The following is a 19,530-nucleotide window of genomic DNA, read 5'->3' as shown; positions in this document are numbered from 1 at the left end:
AACAGACTTTCCAAGCATGAAAGCCAACGAGATCAAGAAAGGCAACGTCGTCGAGTACAACAACGGCGTTTATCAGATCCGCGACATCGAGCGCAGCTCACCGCAGGGCCGAGGCGGCAACGTCCGCTTCCGTTTCATCATGTACAGCGTGCCGGGCGGCAACAAGCTCGACGCCAGTTTCGACGCCGATGACAACCTGCCGGAAGTCGAACTGCTGCGCCGCCAGTCCACCTACTCGTATATGGACGGCGATGCCTTCGTGTTCCTGGACGACGAGGACTACACGCCATACATGCTGGACTCGGAGGTAATCGGCGACGACGCCGGCTACATCACCGAAGGCCTGACCGGCATCTTCGTGCAGGTGATCGACGAGCAGCCGGTGGCCATCCAGCTGCCGCAGCACGTCACTCTGGAAGTGGTCGAGACCCCGCCGGAGCTGAAGGGCGGCACCGCCACCAAGCGCCCGAAACCGGCCAAGCTCAACACCGGCCTCGAAATCATGGTGCCGGAATACATCGTCAACGGTGAGCGCATCCTGGTGAATACCACCACGGGCGAATTCGGCGGCCGCGCCGACTGATAGCCGTAGACAACGCCCCTCCCGCCCCACCAAGGCGGGCGGGGCTTTTTTTGGGAGCACCTCAGGCCGCGCCTGCGCGTGTCAGAGCACCGCCGGCAGATAAATCGATACGGCAGCACCGCCCAATGGCGAAGTACCGATGGTCGCCAGACCACCAGACTGCACCGCGAAGCCGTAAACCTGGCTCAAACCCAGGCCGCTGCCATCACCCACCGCCTTGGTGGTGAAGAATGGCTCGAACACATTCCCTCTGATATCCCCGTTTATGCCCGGCCCACTGTCACCGACGGTGATGCAGACAAAAGGACGTTCGCCTCCGCTCGCCGTCGGCGCGGCCATCATTTCCGGCCGTGCCTCCAGCACCACGTGGCCAACGCCATTCATTGCATCGCGGCTGTTACTCAACAAGTTGAGTAATGCCGCTTCCAACTGCGCGACATCCACGGTAATCGGCGGCAAATCGTCGGTGGCGCGTATCTCCAGCGCGACCCCTTCACCGCAGACGCGCTCGTACAGTTCATGTGATGCACGCAGCAGGTCGTTCACGTGACTGAGCTGCGGCACCACAGCATGCCCGCCGCCGAAAGCCAGCATCTGCCGGGTCAGCTGGGTGCCACGTTCCACAGCGCGTAACGCGATGTCCAGGATGCGACGCGCGGCTTCATCACCAGTACGGCGTGCGGCCAACATGTCCAGGCTATTGCCGATCACCGAGAGCAGATTGTTGAAATCGTGCGACAGCCCGAGCGTCAGCTTGCCCACCGCGTCCAGCCGTTGCCCGCGCAAGGTGAGCTCCTGCGCCTCACGCACCCGCTTCTGAGTATTGAAGTAACCGGTGACGTCACGGATGACCATCACCACGCTCACCACCCCGTCGCTGGACATGTTTTCAAGCATCAAACTGGCGCGGAAACGGCTATCGTCCTTGCGCACCATGGCAAGCCCAACCTGCTCGAAGTCGCCTGCCAACGCCTGCAGAAGTGCTTGCTGATCAACCCCGCGCTCAACATCCGATTCGCTGAAAAAGCAGGAAAAATGCCGCCCCTTCAACTCGTCGGGCGCATAGCCGAAGATCGCCTCCACACCGGCATTGCAACCAAGCACACGGCCATCGCCGTCCAACCGCAGAATCGCGTAGGCCCGCAGCTTGAGAATGTCCTGCAGCAATATATCGTCAGTGTGGTTTGGAACCATTCGCCTCGTACCCAATCATGTTTTCCCGATCACCTGCAGCCGACAGCACCGGCTCTGCGGAGTCGACACCGTAGCGCAAACGCAAACGCTGCCGCAGATAGCCCAGGTTTGCCTCGATGCCCTCCATCTGCTGGCGCTGCGCAACTGGTAACAACGCCAAAGCCCGCTCCCGCAGCGCTTGCCACTGTACCTCTGCTTCGGGTGCGCCGCCGGCGACTTGCGCCTGCAATGCGATCCGCTCCTGCGCGATCGGGATTCCGTACCCCGGCGCCGGCAGGTTGCCGGGGGCCAGCAGCACGTCCGCCCGCGCCATCAGCCCGTTGAATTGTTCAAGCGCATTGGCCAAGCCCTTGCCCGACAGAAGATGCCGCTTCAGGACATCGCGCGCCAACAACTCCTGCCGCCGCCATGCGGCTTGCTCCAGCAACAGCATTGCCGCCAATACTTCGTCGTCCGCCTGTTCCATCCAGGGCCGCCGCTGTCCAGCTGGCAATTTCAGCCACGCTTCGACGTCAGCAGACGGCAGTGGCAGCGCCTTGCGGGCGACATCGAACACCAGCGCATAATGGGTTGCGGCCGATTCAAAGTAGTAGCCCTTGGCGATGGCCTGCTGCCGGTCCGTAGGTTCTGCCGACGCGATCGCCTGTTCGCGCAACCGTCGTAGCAACCCGGTCGGCGTGATCGACGACAGGGACGCAGCATCCAGGCGCGATACACCTTCGTGCAGCAGCTTCCAGGTTTCCACCGCACAGTTGTTGCTGACAAAAAAGTACCGACCGTCATAACTCCAGTGCAATCGTGCGGCCTGCACCAGTAGTTGATCGATCTCCTGCCGCGAAAGCGCCAACGGCGTGGATGACAGCCCGCGTAGTTCGACCCGCGTGTATTCCTCGACCACGCGACTGAGCGGCAACACGAACAGGCGTGACGGATAGGAACCGGTGAGCCCGCGCCAACTGGATAGCTGCACGTCACCAACGAATGCACGGAACGACAGCACCAAGTGGTGCTGCAGATCCATCCGACACGCGGGGCCGGGCAAACGCCCCGGCGCACAGATGACAAGGCGCAGCATGCTGTGGCCCCAGCGACTCATCAGCTGCGCATTGCCTTCGGCCAGCAGGAAATCGACCTCGTAGATACGCGCAGGGTCCAGTTCGAGCAGGTCAGCCAGCCCGTCCTGCTCACCGGCTTGCATGAAGGGCAACGTCGCGTCACAGGTTGTATCGGTTCCCGGCGATGCCTGTCCCAGGCGCTGGGTAAACCAAGCATGCAAGGCCGGTCGCCGGCAGCGGTACTCCGCGTCGAGCAGATAGTGCTCAAGGTTGACCGCAAAAAATTCTGCCGGGCTGTGCAGCTCGTAGCGGTCCGGGCTGCGCAGCGCAAACTGGTTGCGGCCACGTCCCGGCCACAGCGGCCGTTGTTGCCACCCAGCCAGATCAAGAAAGCGTGCCTGGCGTGACCAGCCGCCCTGTGGCGAACGATCCAGCGCGTGCGCCAATTCGTGGATCAGTGCGGCATGTGCCTGTTGCCAGGCGACATCGGTGTGCGAGGCGTCGGTAGCGGCAAGCAGCGGTGGCAGCAAGCGGCGATCCAAGCCCAGGTCGCGTCCACGTGCCCTGCCCTGCACATGCGCAGGCAAATCATCGCGCCAGCGCAGACGCAACTGCAGATCGTGCTGTTCGCGCAAGGTCGCCGGCAGCTGGTTGAGCACGTCAGCCACCAGCCGCTCGCTGGCGGCGCGTTCGGCCGGCGTGAGTACATCTGCCACCTCCACATGGAGTGCAGCATGCAGCGGCCCCGTCACCGACAGAGCCAATAGCAATGCCAGCCACCGCACAGGCGGCAGCCGGCAAAACACAGTCACAGTGCCAGAATCTTCCGGGCCAGTTCCATATCACTGGCGTCGCGTGCCGCCACATCCTTCTCACGCAAGTGAATCAGCGCTGCTTCCAGCCAGGCACCGCGGATGGCGCCATTGCTGGCAACGAAACCAGCCGCGTCCTCGCGCGCTTCCAGCACCACCTTGTCATCACCGGACGAGCTGCCCGAGCTGTTGGACGATGCGCCCGAAGCCGAACCGGCCGAGGTGCCGGCAAAGCTGGAAGCGAATACTGACATCGGCAGAGCAAACAGGGCGCAGAACAGGATCGGTCGAATTTTCATCGGGAGGAGGCGTGGCAAGTAGAGATGGCAAAGAGTAACGGCGTCCGGCGTGCAGGTCGAACCTTTGTGAGCCGCCGCATACAACGTGTTCAGCCGACGGCGTGCCAGACACCCCGCAGAACCGCGCTCCACCAGCGACGCTACTGAAGCGCTTGCCAGGCAGTCGCCCGGCTCGCCCACTACGCGGGCCTTACAGGTCGAACACCTTGCCTGGGTTCATCAATCCATTCGGATCAAAGACACGCTTTACCCCGCGCATCAGTGCGATTTCAGCCGCATCGCGGGTGCTGTCCAGGTAGGCCTTCTTGACCAGGCCAATACCGTGCTCAGCCGAGATGCTGCCGTGGAACCGGTGCAGCACTTGCGCCAACAGCTTGGTGACCTGCTCACATTCGCCCAGGAACTCCGCGTCGGAGGTGTCGTCCGGCTTGAGCACGTTGATATGCAGGTTTCCATCACCGATGTGGCCAAACCAGACCACTTCAAAATGCGGATACGCGCCATTGATCAGTGCCTGTGTTTCAGCCAAAAACGCCGGCATCGCCGATATCCGCACCGACACGTCGTTCTTGTACGGCTTGTAGCGCGCCACCGACTCTGTAATGCCTTCACGCAGACGCCACAGCTGCTGCGCCTGCGCTTCGCTGGTGCTGATCACACCATCCAGTACCCAGCCTTGCTCCATGCACTGTTCGAACGCCGCCATCGCCGCCGCTTCGCCGGCTTCATCAGCCGAGGCATATTCGGTGACCACGTAGTACGGGTGAATTTCATCAAATGGATACTGCGCGCCATGCGCGGTGACGTGATGGACGGCGCGGTCGGTGAAGAATTCGAACGCTTCCAGCTGCAGCTTCTCCCGGAATGTCGAAAACACCTGCATCAGCACTTCAAACGAAGGCAGCGCCAACAGCATCACGTTGGTGGTCGGCGGCGGATCGGTCAGTTTCAGCGTTGCTTCAACCACGATGCCCAGGGTGCCTTCCGAACCAATCATCAACTGGCGGAAGTCGTAACCGCTGGAGTTTTTGATCAGGCCCTTGTTGAGTTCCAGCAGCTCACCATTACCGGCCACCACTTTCAGCCCGGCCACCCATTCGCGGGTGTTGCCGTAGCGGATCACGCGGATGCCGCCAGCATTGGTGGCGATGTTGCCGCCGATGGAACAGGAGCCACGCGCGGCAAAGTCCACCGGGTAGATCAAGCCATGCTCGCGCGCAGCGTTGTGCAGTGCCTCAAGCGGCATGCCAGCCTGCACGGTCAGCGTGCGGTCCACCGCATCAAAACCAAGTGCCTTGTTCATGCGCTCCAGGCTGAGCACCAACTCGCCGTTGGCAGCCACCGCACCACCGGACAAACCGGTGCGGCCGCCCGAAGGCACCACCGCCACCGATTCCGTATTGGCCCAGCGCACCACCGCCTGAACCTCCTCCACCGTGGCGGGCAAGGCGATCGCCAGCGGCGCCGGCGTCCAGCGCCGGGTCCAGTCGCGGCCGTAATGCTCCAGGTCGGACGGATCGGTCTTCAAACGCAGGCTGGGGCAGGCTTGCTGCAAGGAATGCAGGCGCGGGTCGGTCATGGCGAGTGTTTCTGGGGCATGAAAGCCCGCAAGCGTGCCAGCCACGCCGCACGCCGTCCAGCTGCCAGACCGGGAACATGCGATCAGACAAGTGAGTTCAGATGAAACCTTTTCCTATCAATATCTTGCCGCGTTGCGCAGCGCACCAAAGCGCTCAATGTTCTGGCATAGTGGCCGGCCATCTACCTGTGCCGTCGATCCCGACATGTCGCCCAAGAAGACCTCGTTTCCGAAGCAGGACATCCGCGTTTTGTTGCTCGAGGGGGTCAGCCAGACCGCCGTGGACACCTTCCGCGCCGCCGGGTACTCACAGATCGAGCTGTACAACAAGTCGCTGCCCGAAGAAGAATTGAAGGCGCGCATCGCCGAAGCCCACATTGTCGGCATCCGCTCACGCACGCAGCTCAGCGCCGACGTGTTGGCCCATGCCAAGCGGGTGATCGCGGTGGGCTGCTTCTGCATCGGCACCAATCAAGTGGACCTGGAAGCGGCCGAGCTGGCCGGCATCCCGGTATTCAACGCGCCCTATTCCAACACCCGCTCAGTGGCTGAGCTGGTCGTGGCAGAAGCAATCCTGCTGACCCGTGGCGTGCCGCAGAAGAATGCCGAATGTCACCGTGGCGGCTGGTCCAAGTCCGCGTCGGGCAGCCACGAAGTCCGCGGCAAGACGCTGGGCATCGTCGGCTATGGCCACATCGGCACGCAGGTCGGTGTGCTGGCAGAAGCGTTCGGCATGAAGGTCATCTTCCACGACATTGAAACCAAACTATCGCTTGGCAACGCGCAACCGGCCATCAGCCTGGATGACCTGCTGCAGCGCTCGGATGTCGTCACCCTGCATGTGCCGGAAACCCCGTCCACGCAGTGGATGATCGGCGCCGACCAGCTGGCACGCATGAAACCCGGCGCGCACCTGATCAACGCTGCACGTGGCACCGTGGTCGATATCGATGCATTGGATGCAGCCCTGCGCTCCGGCCATATCGGCGGCGCGGCCGTGGACGTGTTCCCGGTCGAGCCCAAGGGCAATGGTGACAAGTTCGAGTCGCCGCTCACCGCGCACGACAACGTCATTTTGACCCCGCACGTTGGCGGCTCCACGCTGGAAGCGCAGGACAACATCGGCATCGAAGTCGCTGCCAAGCTCGTGCGCTACAGCGACAATGGCTCCACCCTGTCGGCCGTCAATTTCCCCGAAGTCACCTTGCCCGAACATGCGCAGAGCACGCGTCTGCTGCACATCCACAGCAACGTGCCGGGCGTGTTGTCCAAGATCAATGAGATCTTCTCCCGCCACAACCTCAACATTGACGGCCAGTTCCTGCGCACCGACCCCAAGGTTGGCTACGTGGTCATCGACATTGCAGCCAGCGAAGAACAGGCCGGCGCCATCCGCGATGAGCTTGCGGCCATCCCGGGTACGTTGCGCACGCGCGTCCTGTACTGATAGCCACGACACAACAACGGCGCGGGTCGCACGGGGCAACAACCCCGATGCGGCCCGCGCCGTTGTTATATTGAACGGTTAGTCGGCGCCTACCGGCTTCCACGATGCGCTGTACAAACGCCACTGGCCGTCTTCTTCGCGCCAACCGCTGACAAGCTCCTGCATGTCGCCACGCTCCGGAACAAAGCGCCCACTGCCGCCGGCCAGCAATACGCTGAGGCGCACCGTTGCGGTGGCGTCGTCCGCACCCATTTCCACCGACAACGGGCCCGTCTGCACCGTCACATTCGGGTTGAGCAGCAGTTGTCCCTTGAGCAGCCGTTCCAGCCCCGCACGGTCCAGCCCGCCGTTGCCAACGAAATCCTCGGCGACTGATTCCATGAAGTTCTTCGGCGCCCCCTTCTCCACCGCTTCCTGCATTGCAGCAATCGTCTGCCGCAGCCGCTGCTCGGGTAGTTCCCGCCCGCAAGCGGCCATGGAAAGCACAATCACCGCACAAAGCATGCAGTTGAGGACTGTTCGGATCATCTAATCCCTTCGCCTTTTCAATTCGGAACGGTATGCTGCGGCAATGACCCGGTGTCTGAATGCCGGGCCTTACCACTAGATCACATCCATTTCCTGGAGGGGAAGATGAATCAGGAACGTCCCTGGCTGCAGAGCTACCCGGCTGGCGTGCCGGCTGAAATCGACGTCAACGAGTTTCGTTCCGTCGCAGCCGTATTCGACACGTCCGTAGCCAAGTTCCGTGATCGTCCCGCCTACTCGAACTTCGGCAAGGTACTCACCTACGGCGAAGCCGATGTACTGATCACCCAGTTCGCGGCCTACCTGCTGGGAGAGCTGCAGCTCAAGAAGGGCGACCGCGTTGCGGTGATGATGCCCAACTGCCTGCAGTACCCGATTGCCATCTTCGGCATCCTGCGCGCCGGCCTGACCGTGGTGAACGTCAACCCGCTCTATACCGCGCGCGAACTGAAGCACCAGCTGGTGGATGCCGACGTTGCCGTATTGGTAGTCGTCGACAACTTTGGCCAAACCGTGCAGCAGGTCATTGCTGATACCCCGGTCAAGCAGGTCATCACCACCGGCCTGGGCGACATGCTCGGCTTCCCGAAGGGCCCAATCGTCAATTTCGTACTGAAGTACGTAAAGAAAATGGTGCCGGACTACCGCCTGCCCAATGCGACCCGTTTCAAGGAAGCCTTGAGCCTTGGCAAGCGCCACACGCTACCGGTGGTGGAAATCGATCACGACGACATCGCCTTCCTGCAGTACACCGGTGGCACCACCGGTGTGGCCAAGGGCGCGATGCTCACACATCGCAACCTGATCGCCAACATGCAGCAGGCCTCGGCATGGATTGGCGCATCGGGCGTGAAGGCCGGCGAAGAAGTCATCATCACCGCGCTGCCGCTGTACCACATCTTCGCGTTGACGGCGAACGGGCTGGTCTTCATGAAGCTCGGCGGCCTGAACTACCTCATCACCAATCCGCGCGACATGAAGGGCTTCGTCAAGGAGCTGAAGAACAACCGTTTCACTGCCATCACCGGTGTCAACACGCTGTTCAACGGCCTGCTCAATACCGACGGTTTTGCCGACGTGGATTTCTCCTCGCTCAAGTTCGCACTGGGCGGCGGCATGGCGGTGCAACGCGCCGTGGCAGAGAAGTGGAAGAAGGTCACCGGTGTCACCCTGGTGGAAGCTTACGGCCTCACCGAAACCTCGCCGGCGGCCTGTATCAACCCACTCGATCTAAAGGAATACAACGGCGCCATCGGCCTGCCGATTCCGTCCACCGATGCCTGCGTCAAGAACGACGATGGGCAGCGGGTGCCGATGGGCGAAGTCGGCGAGCTGTGCATCCGTGGCCCGCAGGTGATGAAGGGTTACTGGCATCGCCAGGATGAAACCGACAAGGTGCTTGATGCTGAGGGCTGGCTGCATACCGGCGACATGGCACGCATGGACGAAAACGGCTTCTTCTATATCGTCGACCGCAAGAAGGACATGATTCTGGTGTCCGGCTTCAACGTCTACCCGAACGAGATCGAAGACGTGCTGGCGATGATGCCCGGCATTCTTGAAGTAGCTGCCGTCGGCGCACCGAGCGAGAAATCCGGCGAAGTGGTGAAGGTGGTCATCGTCAAGAAGGACCCGAACCTGACCGAAGAACAGGTCAAGGAATTCGCCCGCGCCAACCTTACCGGTTACAAGCACCCGCGCATCGTCGAGTTCCGCAAGGAACTGCCGAAGACCAACGTCGGCAAGATTCTTCGTCGCGAACTGCGAGATGCAAAGCCGGAAGCCTGATCAGGCACTGGATGTAATCCGTTGAATGACGAAAGCCCTCCCCTCGCCGGGAGGGCTTTCTGTTTTGGATACTGGGTTTGCTGTTGACGCGATACCGTCATTCCCGCGACGGCGGAAACCACTCTTCGACCCTGCGCTTTTGCTTTGGACCGTCGTTCCAACACTCGATTTCACGCGATTCGGAAGCCGAGAGCGATTCCGGCCTTCGTGCGAATGAACGTCTCAACGAGACTGGGGAAAGCCATCCCCACACCCTCGCGGGAATGACGCGCTGTTGAAACATTAGAAACCCCAGACAAAAGCCAATAAAAAACCTCCGTGTTTCCACGGAGGCTTTTGTGTTGCATGCGAACTGAATCAGTTTTCCGGGCGCATGTACGGGAACAGCAGCACATCGCGGATCGAGGCGCGGCCAGTCAGCATCATCACCAGGCGGTCGATACCGATACCCAGGCCGCCGGTCGGCGCCAGGCCGTATTCCAGGGCACGGATGTAATCGGAATCGTAGTGCATGGCCTCATCGTCGCCGCCGTCCTTCGCAGCCACCTGCGCCTGGAACCGCGCCGCCTGGTCTTCTGGATCGTTGAGCTCGGAGAAGCCATTGGCCAGCTCCTTGCCGTTGACGAACAACTCGAAGCGGTCGGTGTAGCCCGGCTCGTTGTCGCTGGCACGGGCCAGCGGCGACACCTCCACCGGGTGGTCGGTGATGAAGGTCGGCTGGATCAAAGTGTGCTCGACCGTGGCTTCAAAGATTTCCAGCAGCAGCTTGCCCCAGCCGTAGGACGGCTTGACGCGGATCTTCAGGCGTTCGCAATGACGCAGCAGCGCATCACGGTCGGTGCAGTCGGCTGCCGTGATTTCCGGGTTGTAGTGACGCACCGCCTCGTCCATGCGCCAGCGGCGGAATGCCGGAGCCAGGTCGATCTTGGCGCCATCCCACTCGACCTCAGTGGTTCCGAGCACCTGCTGGGCGACATCACGGATAACGCCTTCGGTCAGGTCCATCACTTCGTTGTACGTGGCGTAGGCCTCGTACAACTCCATCATGGTGAATTCGGGGTTGTGGCGGGTGCTGACACCTTCATTACGGAAGTTGCGGTTGATTTCGTACACACGCTCCAAGCCGCCCACGACCAAACGCTTGAGGTACAACTCCGGTGCCACGCGCAGGTAGAGGTCCAGATCCAGCGCGTTGTGGTGGGTGTTGAACGGCTTGGCCGTGGCACCGCCGGGGATGTAATGCATCATCGGCGTCTCGACTTCCAGGAAGTCGCGGTTGTCCAGCCACGCGCGCATGGCGCGGATGATCTTGGAGCGCTTGATGAAGACCTCGCGCGACTCGGGGGTCACGATCAGATCCACGTAACGCTGCCGGTAACGCTGCTCGACGTCCGACAGGCCATGCCACTTGTCCGGCAACGGACGCAACGACTTGACCAACAGGCGGATGTTTTCAGCACGCACCGACAACTCGCCGGTCTTGGTGCGGGTCAGCCCGCCTTCGACGGCAATGATGTCACCCACGTCCCAGCCCTTGAAGGCTGCGTAGACGTCGCCCAGCGCGGTGGCCTGAAGGAACAACTGGATACGGCCAGATTCATCCTGGATGGTAGCGAAGCTGGCCTTGCCCATTACCCGCTTTGCCATCAGGCGGCCGGCCATCTTCACCTTGCGGCCGGAGGCCTCCAGGGTTTCGGCAGTCCAGGCGTCAGCATCGGCGAACTCGTCCTGCAACTTGCCGGCGAAGTCTTCGCGACGGAAATCATTCGGATAGGCGATGCCCTGCCCGCGCAGCGCCGTGAGTTTCGCGCGGCGCTCGGCGATGAGGCTGTTCTCGTCGACGGGGGGCTGCGGCGTTACCGGGGTCTGTTCGTTCATGGCATTGGGTTTCGATTGGGGGAGAAAAACGAAGTGCGGCGGCCCAAGGGCGTCGCCGCACCGTACAACAATGAGGTGGCCCTTGCCGGGCCACCCGCGATTACGCGTCGCTGCGCTTGGCGCCTGCTGCCAGGCCGGACTTCAAGCTGGCCTCGATGAATTCATCCAGGTCACCATCAAGCACCTTCTGCGTATCGGTGCGCTCGATGCCGGTGCGCAGATCCTTGATGCGGCTCTGGTCGAGCACATAGTTGCGGATCTGGCTGCCCCAGCCGATGTCGGACTTGGTTGCTTCCAGCGCGTCACGCTCGACATTGCGCTTCTGCACTTCCAGCTCGTAGAGCTTGGCGGCCAGCATCTTCATCGCGGTGTCGCGGTTCTGGTGCTGGCTGCGGCCCATCTGACAAGCAACCACAGTGTTGGTCGGGATGTGCGTGATACGCACCGCCGATTCGGTCTTGTTGACGTGCTGACCACCGGCGCCGGACGAGCGGTACACATCGGTACGCAGGTCGGCCGGGTTGATGTCGATTTCGATGTTGTCATCGACTTCCGGCGACACGAACACCGAGGTGAAGCTGGTGTGGCGGCGGTTGTCCGAATCGAACGGTGATTTGCGCACCAGACGGTGCACGCCGATTTCGGTCTTCAGCCAACCGTAGGCAAACTCACCCTCGACCCGGAAGGTGGCCGATTTGATGCCGGCAACGTCACCACCGGACACTTCCATCAGCTCGGTCTTCCAACCGCGCGACTCGCACCAACGCAGGTACATGCGCAGCATGATCTCGGCCCAGTCCTGGGCTTCGGTACCACCGGCACCGGCCTGGATGTCCACGAACGCGTTGCAGTTGTCCATTTCGCCAGAGAACATGCGCTGGAATTCCAGCTTCTCGATGTGCGCCTGGTGCTTGTCCAGATCGGCGACCACCGACAGTGCGGTGTCCTCGTCCTGCTCGCTCTCGGCCAGCTCCAGCAGTTCGGTCGCGTCATCCATGCCGTCCAGCACGGCGGCAATGCCGCTGACGGTCTTGTCCAGCATCGAACGTTCCCGGCCCAGTGACTGGGCGTACTCGGGCTTGTTCCAGATGTCGGGGTTTTCCAGTTCGCGGGTTACTTCTTCAAGACGCTCTTTCTTGGCGTCGTAGTCAAAGATACCCCCGGAGCGAAAGTACGCGATCGGTGAGATCGGCGATTCGCTGGCGGATAGGGTTGAGTTCGATCATGGTCGGTCTATCAAAAATGAGGCAGACAAGAGGCTAATTCTAACATCCGCTGACGGCCTGGACCCAGGCCGCTGGCATTCTCACTGAATAGACACCGCTTGCCGTTAGAATCGCGACCGGACCCGCCCATGCGGGGAACGGAAACACCCTCAACAATCGAAGGACGTCCCGCTTGAATACTCGTCATGCCCGCCTGTTTGCTGCTGTCTCGATGACACTTGCGCTTGCTGCCTGCCAGAAATTGGGGGGCGTCGCCGGCGGCGACAACTCCCCGAAGCTGGCGGTCGGCGACGCCGTATCCGGCGAAATCACCTCTTCCAGCAGCCTCAACTACAACGACGGCAGCCGCCACCAGGGTTACAAGATGACCCTGAAAAACGGCGAAGCCGTGTCGCTGGAGCTGGGCGGTGCGCTCAGCGGCCAGTTGGCCGTATTCGATGGCCAGAGCATGCTGGCCAACGCCACCTCCGGCAGTTCCGGTGAAGGCGACTCCAGCGGCAGCTCGGTCAGCCTTGCCTTCCGCGCCCCGAAGGATGGCACCTACCTGATTGCGGTGAACGGCGCCAGCGCGCAGAGCTTTGGCCCGTTCAAGCTCAAGACCGCCCAGGTAGTGCCGTATGACGGCAAGCCGCTGGGCGCCGACAGTCAGGCCATCGACTGGCTGGTGGGCGACAAGCAGGAATACAAGCTCAAGGTAGACAAGCCGGGCCTGTACTCCATCACCTTGGAATCCAGCGCGTTCGACGCCTTCCTGAACCTGACCGGCCGTAACGTGGAAGTGGAAGACGACGACAACGGCGGCCAGCTCAACGCCCGTATCCGCACCTTCCTGGAGCCGGGCGAATACACCATCGGCGCCTCGTCGGTGAACAGCAACACCGGCTCGTTCAAGCTCAGCGTCGCGCTGACCCCGACCCCCAATGGCTTGGTCACCCGTGATGGCACCGCCTTGACCATCGGCCAGCCGGCACAGTCGATGATGGATTCGCGCGGCCGCCGCACCTTTGTACTCAACGTGGACAGCCCGCGTCAGGTGCAGTTCGACGCCATCGCCGATGGTTTCGACTCGGTACTGAAGATCACCGGCCCCGGCGTAGATGCCGAGGACGATGACGGCGGCAACGGCACCAACGCGCAGCTGACCCTGGACCTGCGTCCGGGCCGCTATATCGTTGCGGTCACCAGCCTCGGCAGCCAGCAGGGTGTATTCGAGCTGGAAACCACCGACCTGGGCTCCGACGTTGCCGCTCCCAACAACAGCAACCGCAAGGATGGCGCCAACGATGCAGCCGCTGAAGCCACTGCAACGGCCGATGTCGCAGCCGACCCTTCAACCATCCGCTAACGTTGTCTGATGCGCTCCGGCCAGTCCCCCGACTGACGGAGCCTGTCTCCTAAACAGTGCATGTCCATGCCACCGGTGACGGTGGCGTGGGCACTTGCACAACACCCCCCGGTTCCATCCACTAAGGAAGATCTAAGTGAAGCGATTTGCAGCAGGACTGCTGTCCCTGGCCATCGCCGCCGCCGTGAACGTCCCCGCTCACGCCGCCCCGGCTGCCCGTCCCCTGGCCCTCAACGCCGACGTTTCCGGCGAAATCACCTCCGCCACCCCGGTCAACTATGCCGACGGCACCCGCAGCCAGTTGTTCACGCTGCAGCTGGCTGCTGGCCAGGCGGTTTCGCTGAAGCTGGAGGGCGCTCTCAACGGCACGCTGGCGGTATTCCACCGTGACACGCTGGTGGGCCGTTCCGAAGCCAGTGAAAAACGCGACAACGCTCTGAGCGTGCGCGCCGACAAGGCGGGTACTTACATGGTGGCCGTCAGCGGCGCGGATGCCCGTGCCTTTGGCCCGTTCGAGTTGTCGGTCGAGCCGATCGTCGCCTATGACGGCAAGCCGCTCACCGCCGGCCAGCGCATCACCGATTGGCTGCGCGGCGGCGACAAGAGCTACACCCTGCAGGTCAGCAAGCCGGGCTTGTACACCATCAACATGGAGTCCAGCGAGTTCGACTCGCGCCTGGAGATCAGCGGCAACGGCGTCAGCATGGAAGACGACGACGGCGGCAGCGAGTTGAATGCACGCCTGATGGCCCCGCTGCAGCAGGGCACGTACACCCTCAAGGCTGGTGGCTTCAGCGATGGCGCCGGCGCCTTCTACCTGAGCGTGGAACAGGCCGATCTGCCTGCAGGCCTGGTCTTTGAAGATGGCAGCGCGCTGCCGGTGGACGGCTCGGTCAGCGGCTTCGTTGCTGCCGACGCAACCCGCAGCTTCGTGCTTACCCTGCCCGAGCGTCGCCGCGTGCAGTTCGATGCCAGCAGCAGCGACATCGACACCCTGCTGACCATGCAGGGCGGCGACATCACCCTGAGCGACGACGATGGCGCCGGCAACGGCACCAACTCGCGCCTGACCCAGGTGCTGGAAGCTGGCGAATACAACATCTCGGTGCGTTCGGTGAACGGCCGCGGCGGCGTGTTCCAGCTGGCTACCGTGACCTCGCCGGCAGGCGAAAGCGCCGCCCGCCCGGAATTGAAAATCGGCCGCGAAGTCCAGGGCCAACTGCGCCCGGGCAACCGTGACCTGTACACACTGGAGATCCCGCGCAAGGGCACCTACGTGATCAGCATGGTCGGCAGCGGCGGCCTGGATGGCATGATCACGCTGATGCGCAACGGTGAAGAAGTCGCCAAACAGGACGACAGCGACAGCAGCCTGGATCCGTCGCTGGAAGTGGAACTGGACGCCGGCCGCTATGTGCTGCTGGCGCACAGCTTCGACTCCAATGCCTCCGGCGGCTACCGCCTGCTGGCACGTCGCAAGTAAGCAATACGCAGCAATCGGGAGCCGGCATCGCGCCGGCTCCCGCTCCGGCGGTCTACCACTACGCCCTCGACAGAAGCGCTCCCGGGAAGCCCGCAGCGGAACGTTTCCCCGCTCCACTACACGGCACAGCAATCCGAACTCAGGCAGGCACCGTTGTGCGCTGGCCTTCGCTCAACTGTTGCCGCACCTGCGGCAGGTAGCGGCGACTGCAGGGCAGCTGCTGGCCGTCATCCATTTGCAACCGCGCCTCACCACCGTCCAGTGGCTCGATCGAGACCAGGTGACCGATGTGGATGATCCAGCTGCGGTGCACGCGTACAAAGCAGGCCGGATCCAGCTTCGTCTCCAGCGCGGCCATGGTGATGCGCAATGGATAGTCATGCCCGCGCACGCGCAGGTTCACGTAGTTGCCGGATGCCTGCGCCCATTCAATGTCCTGCGTGGCGACCAGGAAGTCGCGCCCCAGTTTGCGCACCAGCAGGCGCTCAGGTCGCTCGACCGGCTCCAGCGGAGGCCCTTCATCCGGTGCGGCCAGCAATTGCACCTCGCCCTGCAGCCGGCGCAGCAAAAAGCGGTAGCCATGAATGAGCGCGACGATGAACGCGTAAGTGCGTACATCCTTGAGGTATTCGTACAGCAGCTCGTGCGGCAGCGAGTCGATCGTGTAGTGATCGCCCAGCAACCGATAGGCAACTGCACGCAGCCCGAACATGGCCAGCACATGCACCAATGACACCGGCACGCTCGCCAATACGTACCACGGCAACCGGCTGCGCCAGTTGTCCAGATGCAGCGGCGCACGCCGTGTGAATCCGACGATGGCAGGAACCACAATCAGCAACCACACCACGCCGCTGGAGAATTCCCACACCCAGGGTTCCCACGGCTGCAGCGTGGCACCACCGCCACGACTGGCATCCATCCAACTGGTCAGTGCATTGCCGCTGCAGTTGATGCCCACCACCAGCAACCAAAACAGCACCTCGGTGCTGCGTTGCCAGGGTCGATAGCGTTCCAGCGCATCGCGTGCAGGTGCGGTTTCCATCCGCGCATTCTAGGTCAGCGGCCCGTACGGGCCACGGCATTACGTCACTGGACTGCCACCATTCGTCACTTCTCGGCCACGACCGATCACTTCAACCTCGCCGAACCCGCCTCAATCGCGCCCAATCTCCGCTCCATCAAGGCAAGAATGAGACGAAGCAATGCAACGACGTCATGACCTGGACTGGCTGCGCGTGATCGCGTTCGGACTGTTGGTGATCTACCACGTCGGCATGTACTACGTGAGCTGGGGATGGCACGTCAAAAGCCCGCACGCCGGCGAAGGCCCCGAGCCGTTCATGCTGCTCACCAGTCCCTGGCGGATGTCGTTGTTGTTCCTGATCTCCGGCGTGGCGACCGCCTACCTGCTACGCAAACTGCCCAGCGGCTTCCTGCGCCAGCGCTCACGTCAGCTATTGCTACCGTTGTTGTTCGGCATGCTGATCATCGTGCCGCCGCAGGCGTACCTGCAGGTGGTCGAGCAACTGCCCGGGGGTTATGGCGAATCCTATGGGGCGTTCTATGCGAAATATCTCAGCGCCTATCGCGGCTTCTGCGGCGATGACGGCGATTGCCTGCTGCTGCCCACCTGGAATCACCTGTGGTTTCTCCCGTACCTGTGGAGTTACACCCTGCTGGCATGGGCGCTGTGGCGATGGCTGCCAACTACCGCGCTCGAACGCCTGCGTCACTGGGTCAGCCTCGGCCTGCGCGGGTGGCGCGCGCTGCTGGTGCCGGTCGCGCTATTGGCACTAGCCCGCTTGCTGTTGGTCGAACGCTTTGAGCAGACCCACGCGTTGATTGACGACTGGTACAGCCATGCCGAGTACGCCACGGTGTTCTTCATCGGCTTTCTGGTCGCTTTCGACGCCCGCTTCTGGGAATCCCTGCAGCGGCTGCGCTGGGTAGCGCTGGGGCTTGCCGCCACCAGCTACGCCTTGATGATCCACGCGTGGTACTTCGCTGGTTACACCGACGCCCAACCATTGCCGGATACCTTGCGCACCTGCCTGCGGATCGCCTGGGCGCTGGACCAGTGGTGCGCCATCGCCGCCCTGCTCGGCTTCGCATACCGTTGGCGTCACGCCGACAGCGCCATTCTGCGTTACCTCACCGTGGCGGTGTTCCCGCTCTACATCCTTCATCAGACCGTGATCGTCGTACTGGCGCATTCGCTCAAACCGGCCAGCATCGCGCCGCCTGCCGAAGCGTTGCTGTTGATCGTGAGCACCTTCGCGCTGTGCTTGGGCGCCTATGAGCTGATCCGTCGCAGCCCCCTACTCAGTCCGTGGTTTGGACTCAAACGTGCACCGCGCCCCGAGATCGCGGCAGAAGCACCGACAGTCCTGCACCGCGATGGTTAGCCCCTAACGCCTTCTCGCACGGGAATGCCTCCCTGAACACTGTCCGCCAGCGCCTGAGCGCTCGGTCTCAGGTGAACAGTTCCACCACATGCGCCCTGCTATCTTCCGCCGAAATGGAACCTGTCGGCGGCCAGCGTCCCGTCTCTCCCTTGTCGCACGCGCTGCGCAGCGTCCCACTGCGCACTATCGCCCCGATCACCACGTTGGCGCTGCTGGTCTTCTCCGGATGGATGCTGCTGGAGGGCCGTTACGCGTTTGCTGTAGCCAACTTCATCCTTGCGATACTCGCCGCTGTAGCTGCGGCATTCGCACACCGCAGCCGGCAACGGCTGCTGATGGCCGGCGTGCTGCTGTGCGTGGCCAATGCAGTCGGCAGCGGATTGGCCGCCTGGGTACTGGGCCAGAGCGCCTTGCCCTGGGTGTGCCTGGCGCTGATGTCCAATGCGTTCGTTGTGCACAACCAGATTGCTACGCCTATCAACCTGCTGTTGATCGCTGGCCTGCTGGCAATGCCAGAGCTTCTCCTTGGGCCGCAAGCGCATCTGCATGCACTGGTTGCCATCACCCTGACCTTCGGCTTCGGCTACCACTTCTCCCGACGTATGCAGGGTGATCGCATGCAGCTGGAGGAACTAGCCTGGCAAGACGCACTCACCGGGCTACCCAACCGCCGTGCGCTCGAAAAAGCCTTGTTGCAGCAACTGGCCGGCACCCGCGAAAGCCGCACTCGCCAAGCGCTGCTGGTGCTGGACATTGATTACTTCAAGGCGATCAATGATCGGCACGGACATGCCGCTGGCGATGTCGCGCTCTCCGATCTTGCCGCCATCCTGCGGTTCGAACTGCGCGAGAACGACAAGGTATTCCGCTTCGGCGGCGAGGAGTTCGTGATCCTCGCCGAAACCGGCTCACGCGAAGCGCTGGAGTGCTTCGCCGAACGCATCCGCAAAGCGGTGTACCAAGCGCTGCGCGGCCCGGACGGCCGCATCACGGTGTCGGTGGGTGCGGCGATGTATGCCGGCGAACAGCGCTGGCAGGAGTGGTTCGGTCGTGCCGATGCGGCGCTGTATCAAGCCAAACACCAGGGCCGCAACAGTATTTCGGTGGCGCCGTAGCACCTCTGCAATAACCGGCCACCCATGAAGAAGGGCCGCTTTCGCGGCCCTTCTGCTGACTCATGCAATTGCGTCGATTACGAACGCAGCGGGATCACACGAATCTCGACACGACGGTTCTGTGCGCGGCCGGCATCGGTGCTGTTGTCGGCAATCGGGTAGGACTTACCTGCGCCCAACGTTTCGATACGCGCGCGCTGCACGCCCTGTGCGCTGAGATAAGCAGCCACGGCGTCGGCACGCTCCTTGGAAATACGGTTATTGACCGCATCGGTACCGATGCTGTCGGTGTGGCCAACCACTTCAATCATGGTCTGGTTGTACTCGTTCAACGTGCTGGCAACGCCATTGAGCGCGCCATAGAACTGCGGCTTGAGCGCGGTCTTGTTGAAGTCGAAGGTGATGCCGTCCGGCAGGTTCAAGGTGATGTTGTCACCATCGCGCTGCACGTCGATGCCGGTGTTGGCGGTGCGCTCACGCAGGGCGCGCTCCTGACGGTCCTGATAATTGCCAATCGCGCCGCCACTGAGTGCGCCGATACCGGCACCGACCATCGCACGCTGGCGACGTTCAGTAGCATCACCACCACTGAGCAGGCCGGCTGCAACACCAATGGCGGTGCCGATCAGCGCGCCCTTGCCGGTCTTGTTCTGCTGCTGCGGGGTGTTGCCGTACTGATCCTGCTGCACATACGAACCACCGGTAGCGCAGCCCGAAAGAACGGCAGCAGCCACCAGGCCGATGGAAAGATTGCGAATCACGTTGCGGGTGGTCATATGGAACTCCTTCG

At 62.3% G+C, this 19,530-nt stretch carries 16 protein-coding genes; 7 read left to right on the top strand and 9 right to left on the bottom strand.

Features of this window, described 5'->3' with window-relative positions; translation table 11 throughout:
- Window positions 1-16 precede the first annotated feature (16 nt).
- Complete coding sequence (gene yeiP / locus PAN08_RS08360) at window positions 17-583, top strand: elongation factor P-like protein YeiP (RefSeq protein ID WP_269790976.1); 567 nt, start codon at window positions 17-19, stop codon at window positions 581-583.
- Window positions 584-664: 81 nt separating this feature from the next.
- On the opposite strand, the gene PAN08_RS08355 is transcribed toward yeiP, so the two are convergent.
- The 4 genes from PAN08_RS08355 to PAN08_RS08340 form a co-directional block, all read right to left on the bottom strand.
- A complete protein-coding gene (locus tag PAN08_RS08355; protein WP_269790975.1) occupies window positions 665-1,777 on the bottom strand; it encodes an ATP-binding protein in 1,113 nt (370 codons plus the stop codon).
- Complete coding sequence (locus PAN08_RS08350) at window positions 1,758-3,602, bottom strand: DUF4105 domain-containing protein (protein ID WP_269790974.1); 1,845 nt, start codon at window positions 3,600-3,602, stop codon at window positions 1,758-1,760. Before PAN08_RS08350 ends, PAN08_RS08355 begins: the two co-directional genes overlap by 20 nt.
- 38 nt (window positions 3,603-3,640) lie before the next feature.
- Window positions 3,641-3,943, bottom strand: a complete 303-nt coding sequence (locus PAN08_RS08345; RefSeq protein WP_269790973.1) for a DUF2388 domain-containing protein — start codon at window positions 3,941-3,943, stop codon at window positions 3,641-3,643.
- A 190-nt stretch (window positions 3,944-4,133) separates the two neighbouring features.
- Window positions 4,134-5,522, bottom strand: a complete 1,389-nt coding sequence (locus PAN08_RS08340) for an FAD-binding oxidoreductase (RefSeq protein WP_269790972.1) — start codon at window positions 5,520-5,522, stop codon at window positions 4,134-4,136.
- Window positions 5,523-5,727: 205 nt separating this feature from the next.
- Here PAN08_RS08340 and serA point away from each other — a divergent pair, with 205 nt between their 5' ends.
- Complete coding sequence (gene serA, locus PAN08_RS08335) at window positions 5,728-6,969, top strand: phosphoglycerate dehydrogenase (protein WP_269790971.1); 1,242 nt, start codon at window positions 5,728-5,730, stop codon at window positions 6,967-6,969.
- Window positions 6,970-7,047: 78 nt separating this feature from the next.
- On the opposite strand, the gene PAN08_RS08330 is transcribed toward serA, so the two are convergent.
- The gene (locus PAN08_RS08330; protein ID WP_269790970.1) at window positions 7,048-7,497 is read right to left on the bottom strand and encodes a nuclear transport factor 2 family protein; all 450 of its coding nucleotides are present in this window, start codon (window positions 7,495-7,497) and stop codon (window positions 7,048-7,050) included.
- Window positions 7,498-7,602: 105 nt separating this feature from the next.
- Here PAN08_RS08330 and PAN08_RS08325 point away from each other — a divergent pair, with 105 nt between their 5' ends.
- Complete coding sequence (locus PAN08_RS08325) at window positions 7,603-9,285, top strand: long-chain fatty acid--CoA ligase (protein ID WP_269790969.1); 1,683 nt, start codon at window positions 7,603-7,605, stop codon at window positions 9,283-9,285.
- A 357-nt stretch (window positions 9,286-9,642) separates the two neighbouring features.
- Here the strand turns inward: PAN08_RS08325 and lysS are convergent, their stop codons facing one another.
- Both lysS and prfB read right to left on the bottom strand, forming a co-directional pair.
- Window positions 9,643-11,163, bottom strand: a complete 1,521-nt coding sequence (gene lysS / locus PAN08_RS08320) for a lysine--tRNA ligase (protein WP_269790968.1) — start codon at window positions 11,161-11,163, stop codon at window positions 9,643-9,645.
- A gap of 100 nt (window positions 11,164-11,263) precedes the next feature.
- Window positions 11,264-12,389 (bottom strand): peptide chain release factor 2 gene (prfB, locus tag PAN08_RS08315; RefSeq protein WP_269790967.1). Its coding sequence is split into 2 segments (ribosomal slippage): window positions 11,264-12,313 and window positions 12,315-12,389, totalling 1,125 coding nucleotides; the frame shifts between segments, so codons are not numbered across the junction.
- Window positions 12,390-12,561: 172 nt separating this feature from the next.
- On the opposite strand from prfB, the gene PAN08_RS08310 reads away from it, so the two are divergent.
- Together PAN08_RS08310 and PAN08_RS08305 are read left to right on the top strand one after the other, a co-directional pair.
- Window positions 12,562-13,734 carry a pre-peptidase C-terminal domain-containing protein gene (locus PAN08_RS08310; protein ID WP_269790966.1) on the top strand — a complete coding sequence of 391 codons (1,173 nt, stop codon included), beginning with the start codon at window positions 12,562-12,564 and terminating at the stop codon, window positions 13,732-13,734.
- Window positions 13,735-13,870: 136 nt separating this feature from the next.
- Window positions 13,871-15,217 carry an ABC transporter substrate-binding protein gene (locus PAN08_RS08305; protein WP_269790965.1) on the top strand — a complete coding sequence of 449 codons (1,347 nt, stop codon included), beginning with the start codon at window positions 13,871-13,873 and terminating at the stop codon, window positions 15,215-15,217.
- Window positions 15,218-15,356: 139 nt separating this feature from the next.
- Here the strand turns inward: PAN08_RS08305 and PAN08_RS08300 are convergent, their stop codons facing one another.
- Window positions 15,357-16,262: a LytTR family DNA-binding domain-containing protein gene (locus PAN08_RS08300; RefSeq protein ID WP_269790964.1), complete on the bottom strand. Its 906-nt coding sequence runs from the start codon at window positions 16,260-16,262 to the stop codon at window positions 15,357-15,359.
- Between the two features lie 160 nt (window positions 16,263-16,422).
- Here PAN08_RS08300 and PAN08_RS08295 point away from each other — a divergent pair, with 160 nt between their 5' ends.
- Both PAN08_RS08295 and PAN08_RS08290 read left to right on the top strand, forming a co-directional pair.
- On the top strand, window positions 16,423-17,625 hold the full coding sequence (locus PAN08_RS08295; RefSeq protein ID WP_269790963.1) for an acyltransferase family protein: 1,203 nt from the start codon (window positions 16,423-16,425) through the stop codon (window positions 17,623-17,625).
- A gap of 113 nt (window positions 17,626-17,738) precedes the next feature.
- Window positions 17,739-18,740, top strand: a complete 1,002-nt coding sequence (locus PAN08_RS08290) for a GGDEF domain-containing protein (RefSeq protein WP_269790962.1) — start codon at window positions 17,739-17,741, stop codon at window positions 18,738-18,740.
- A gap of 77 nt (window positions 18,741-18,817) precedes the next feature.
- Here PAN08_RS08290 and PAN08_RS08285 read toward each other — a convergent pair whose 3' ends face one another.
- Window positions 18,818-19,516, bottom strand: a complete 699-nt coding sequence (locus tag PAN08_RS08285) for an OmpA family protein (protein WP_269790961.1) — start codon at window positions 19,514-19,516, stop codon at window positions 18,818-18,820.
- Window positions 19,517-19,530 lie beyond the last annotated feature (14 nt).

The sequence above is a fragment of the Stenotrophomonas sp. Iso1 genome (assembly GCF_027497995.1).
GTDB lineage: Bacteria > Pseudomonadota > Gammaproteobacteria > Xanthomonadales > Xanthomonadaceae > Stenotrophomonas.
The sequence above is the reverse complement of the archived record's forward strand: the minus strand, read 5'-3'. Positions and strand labels throughout refer to the sequence as shown.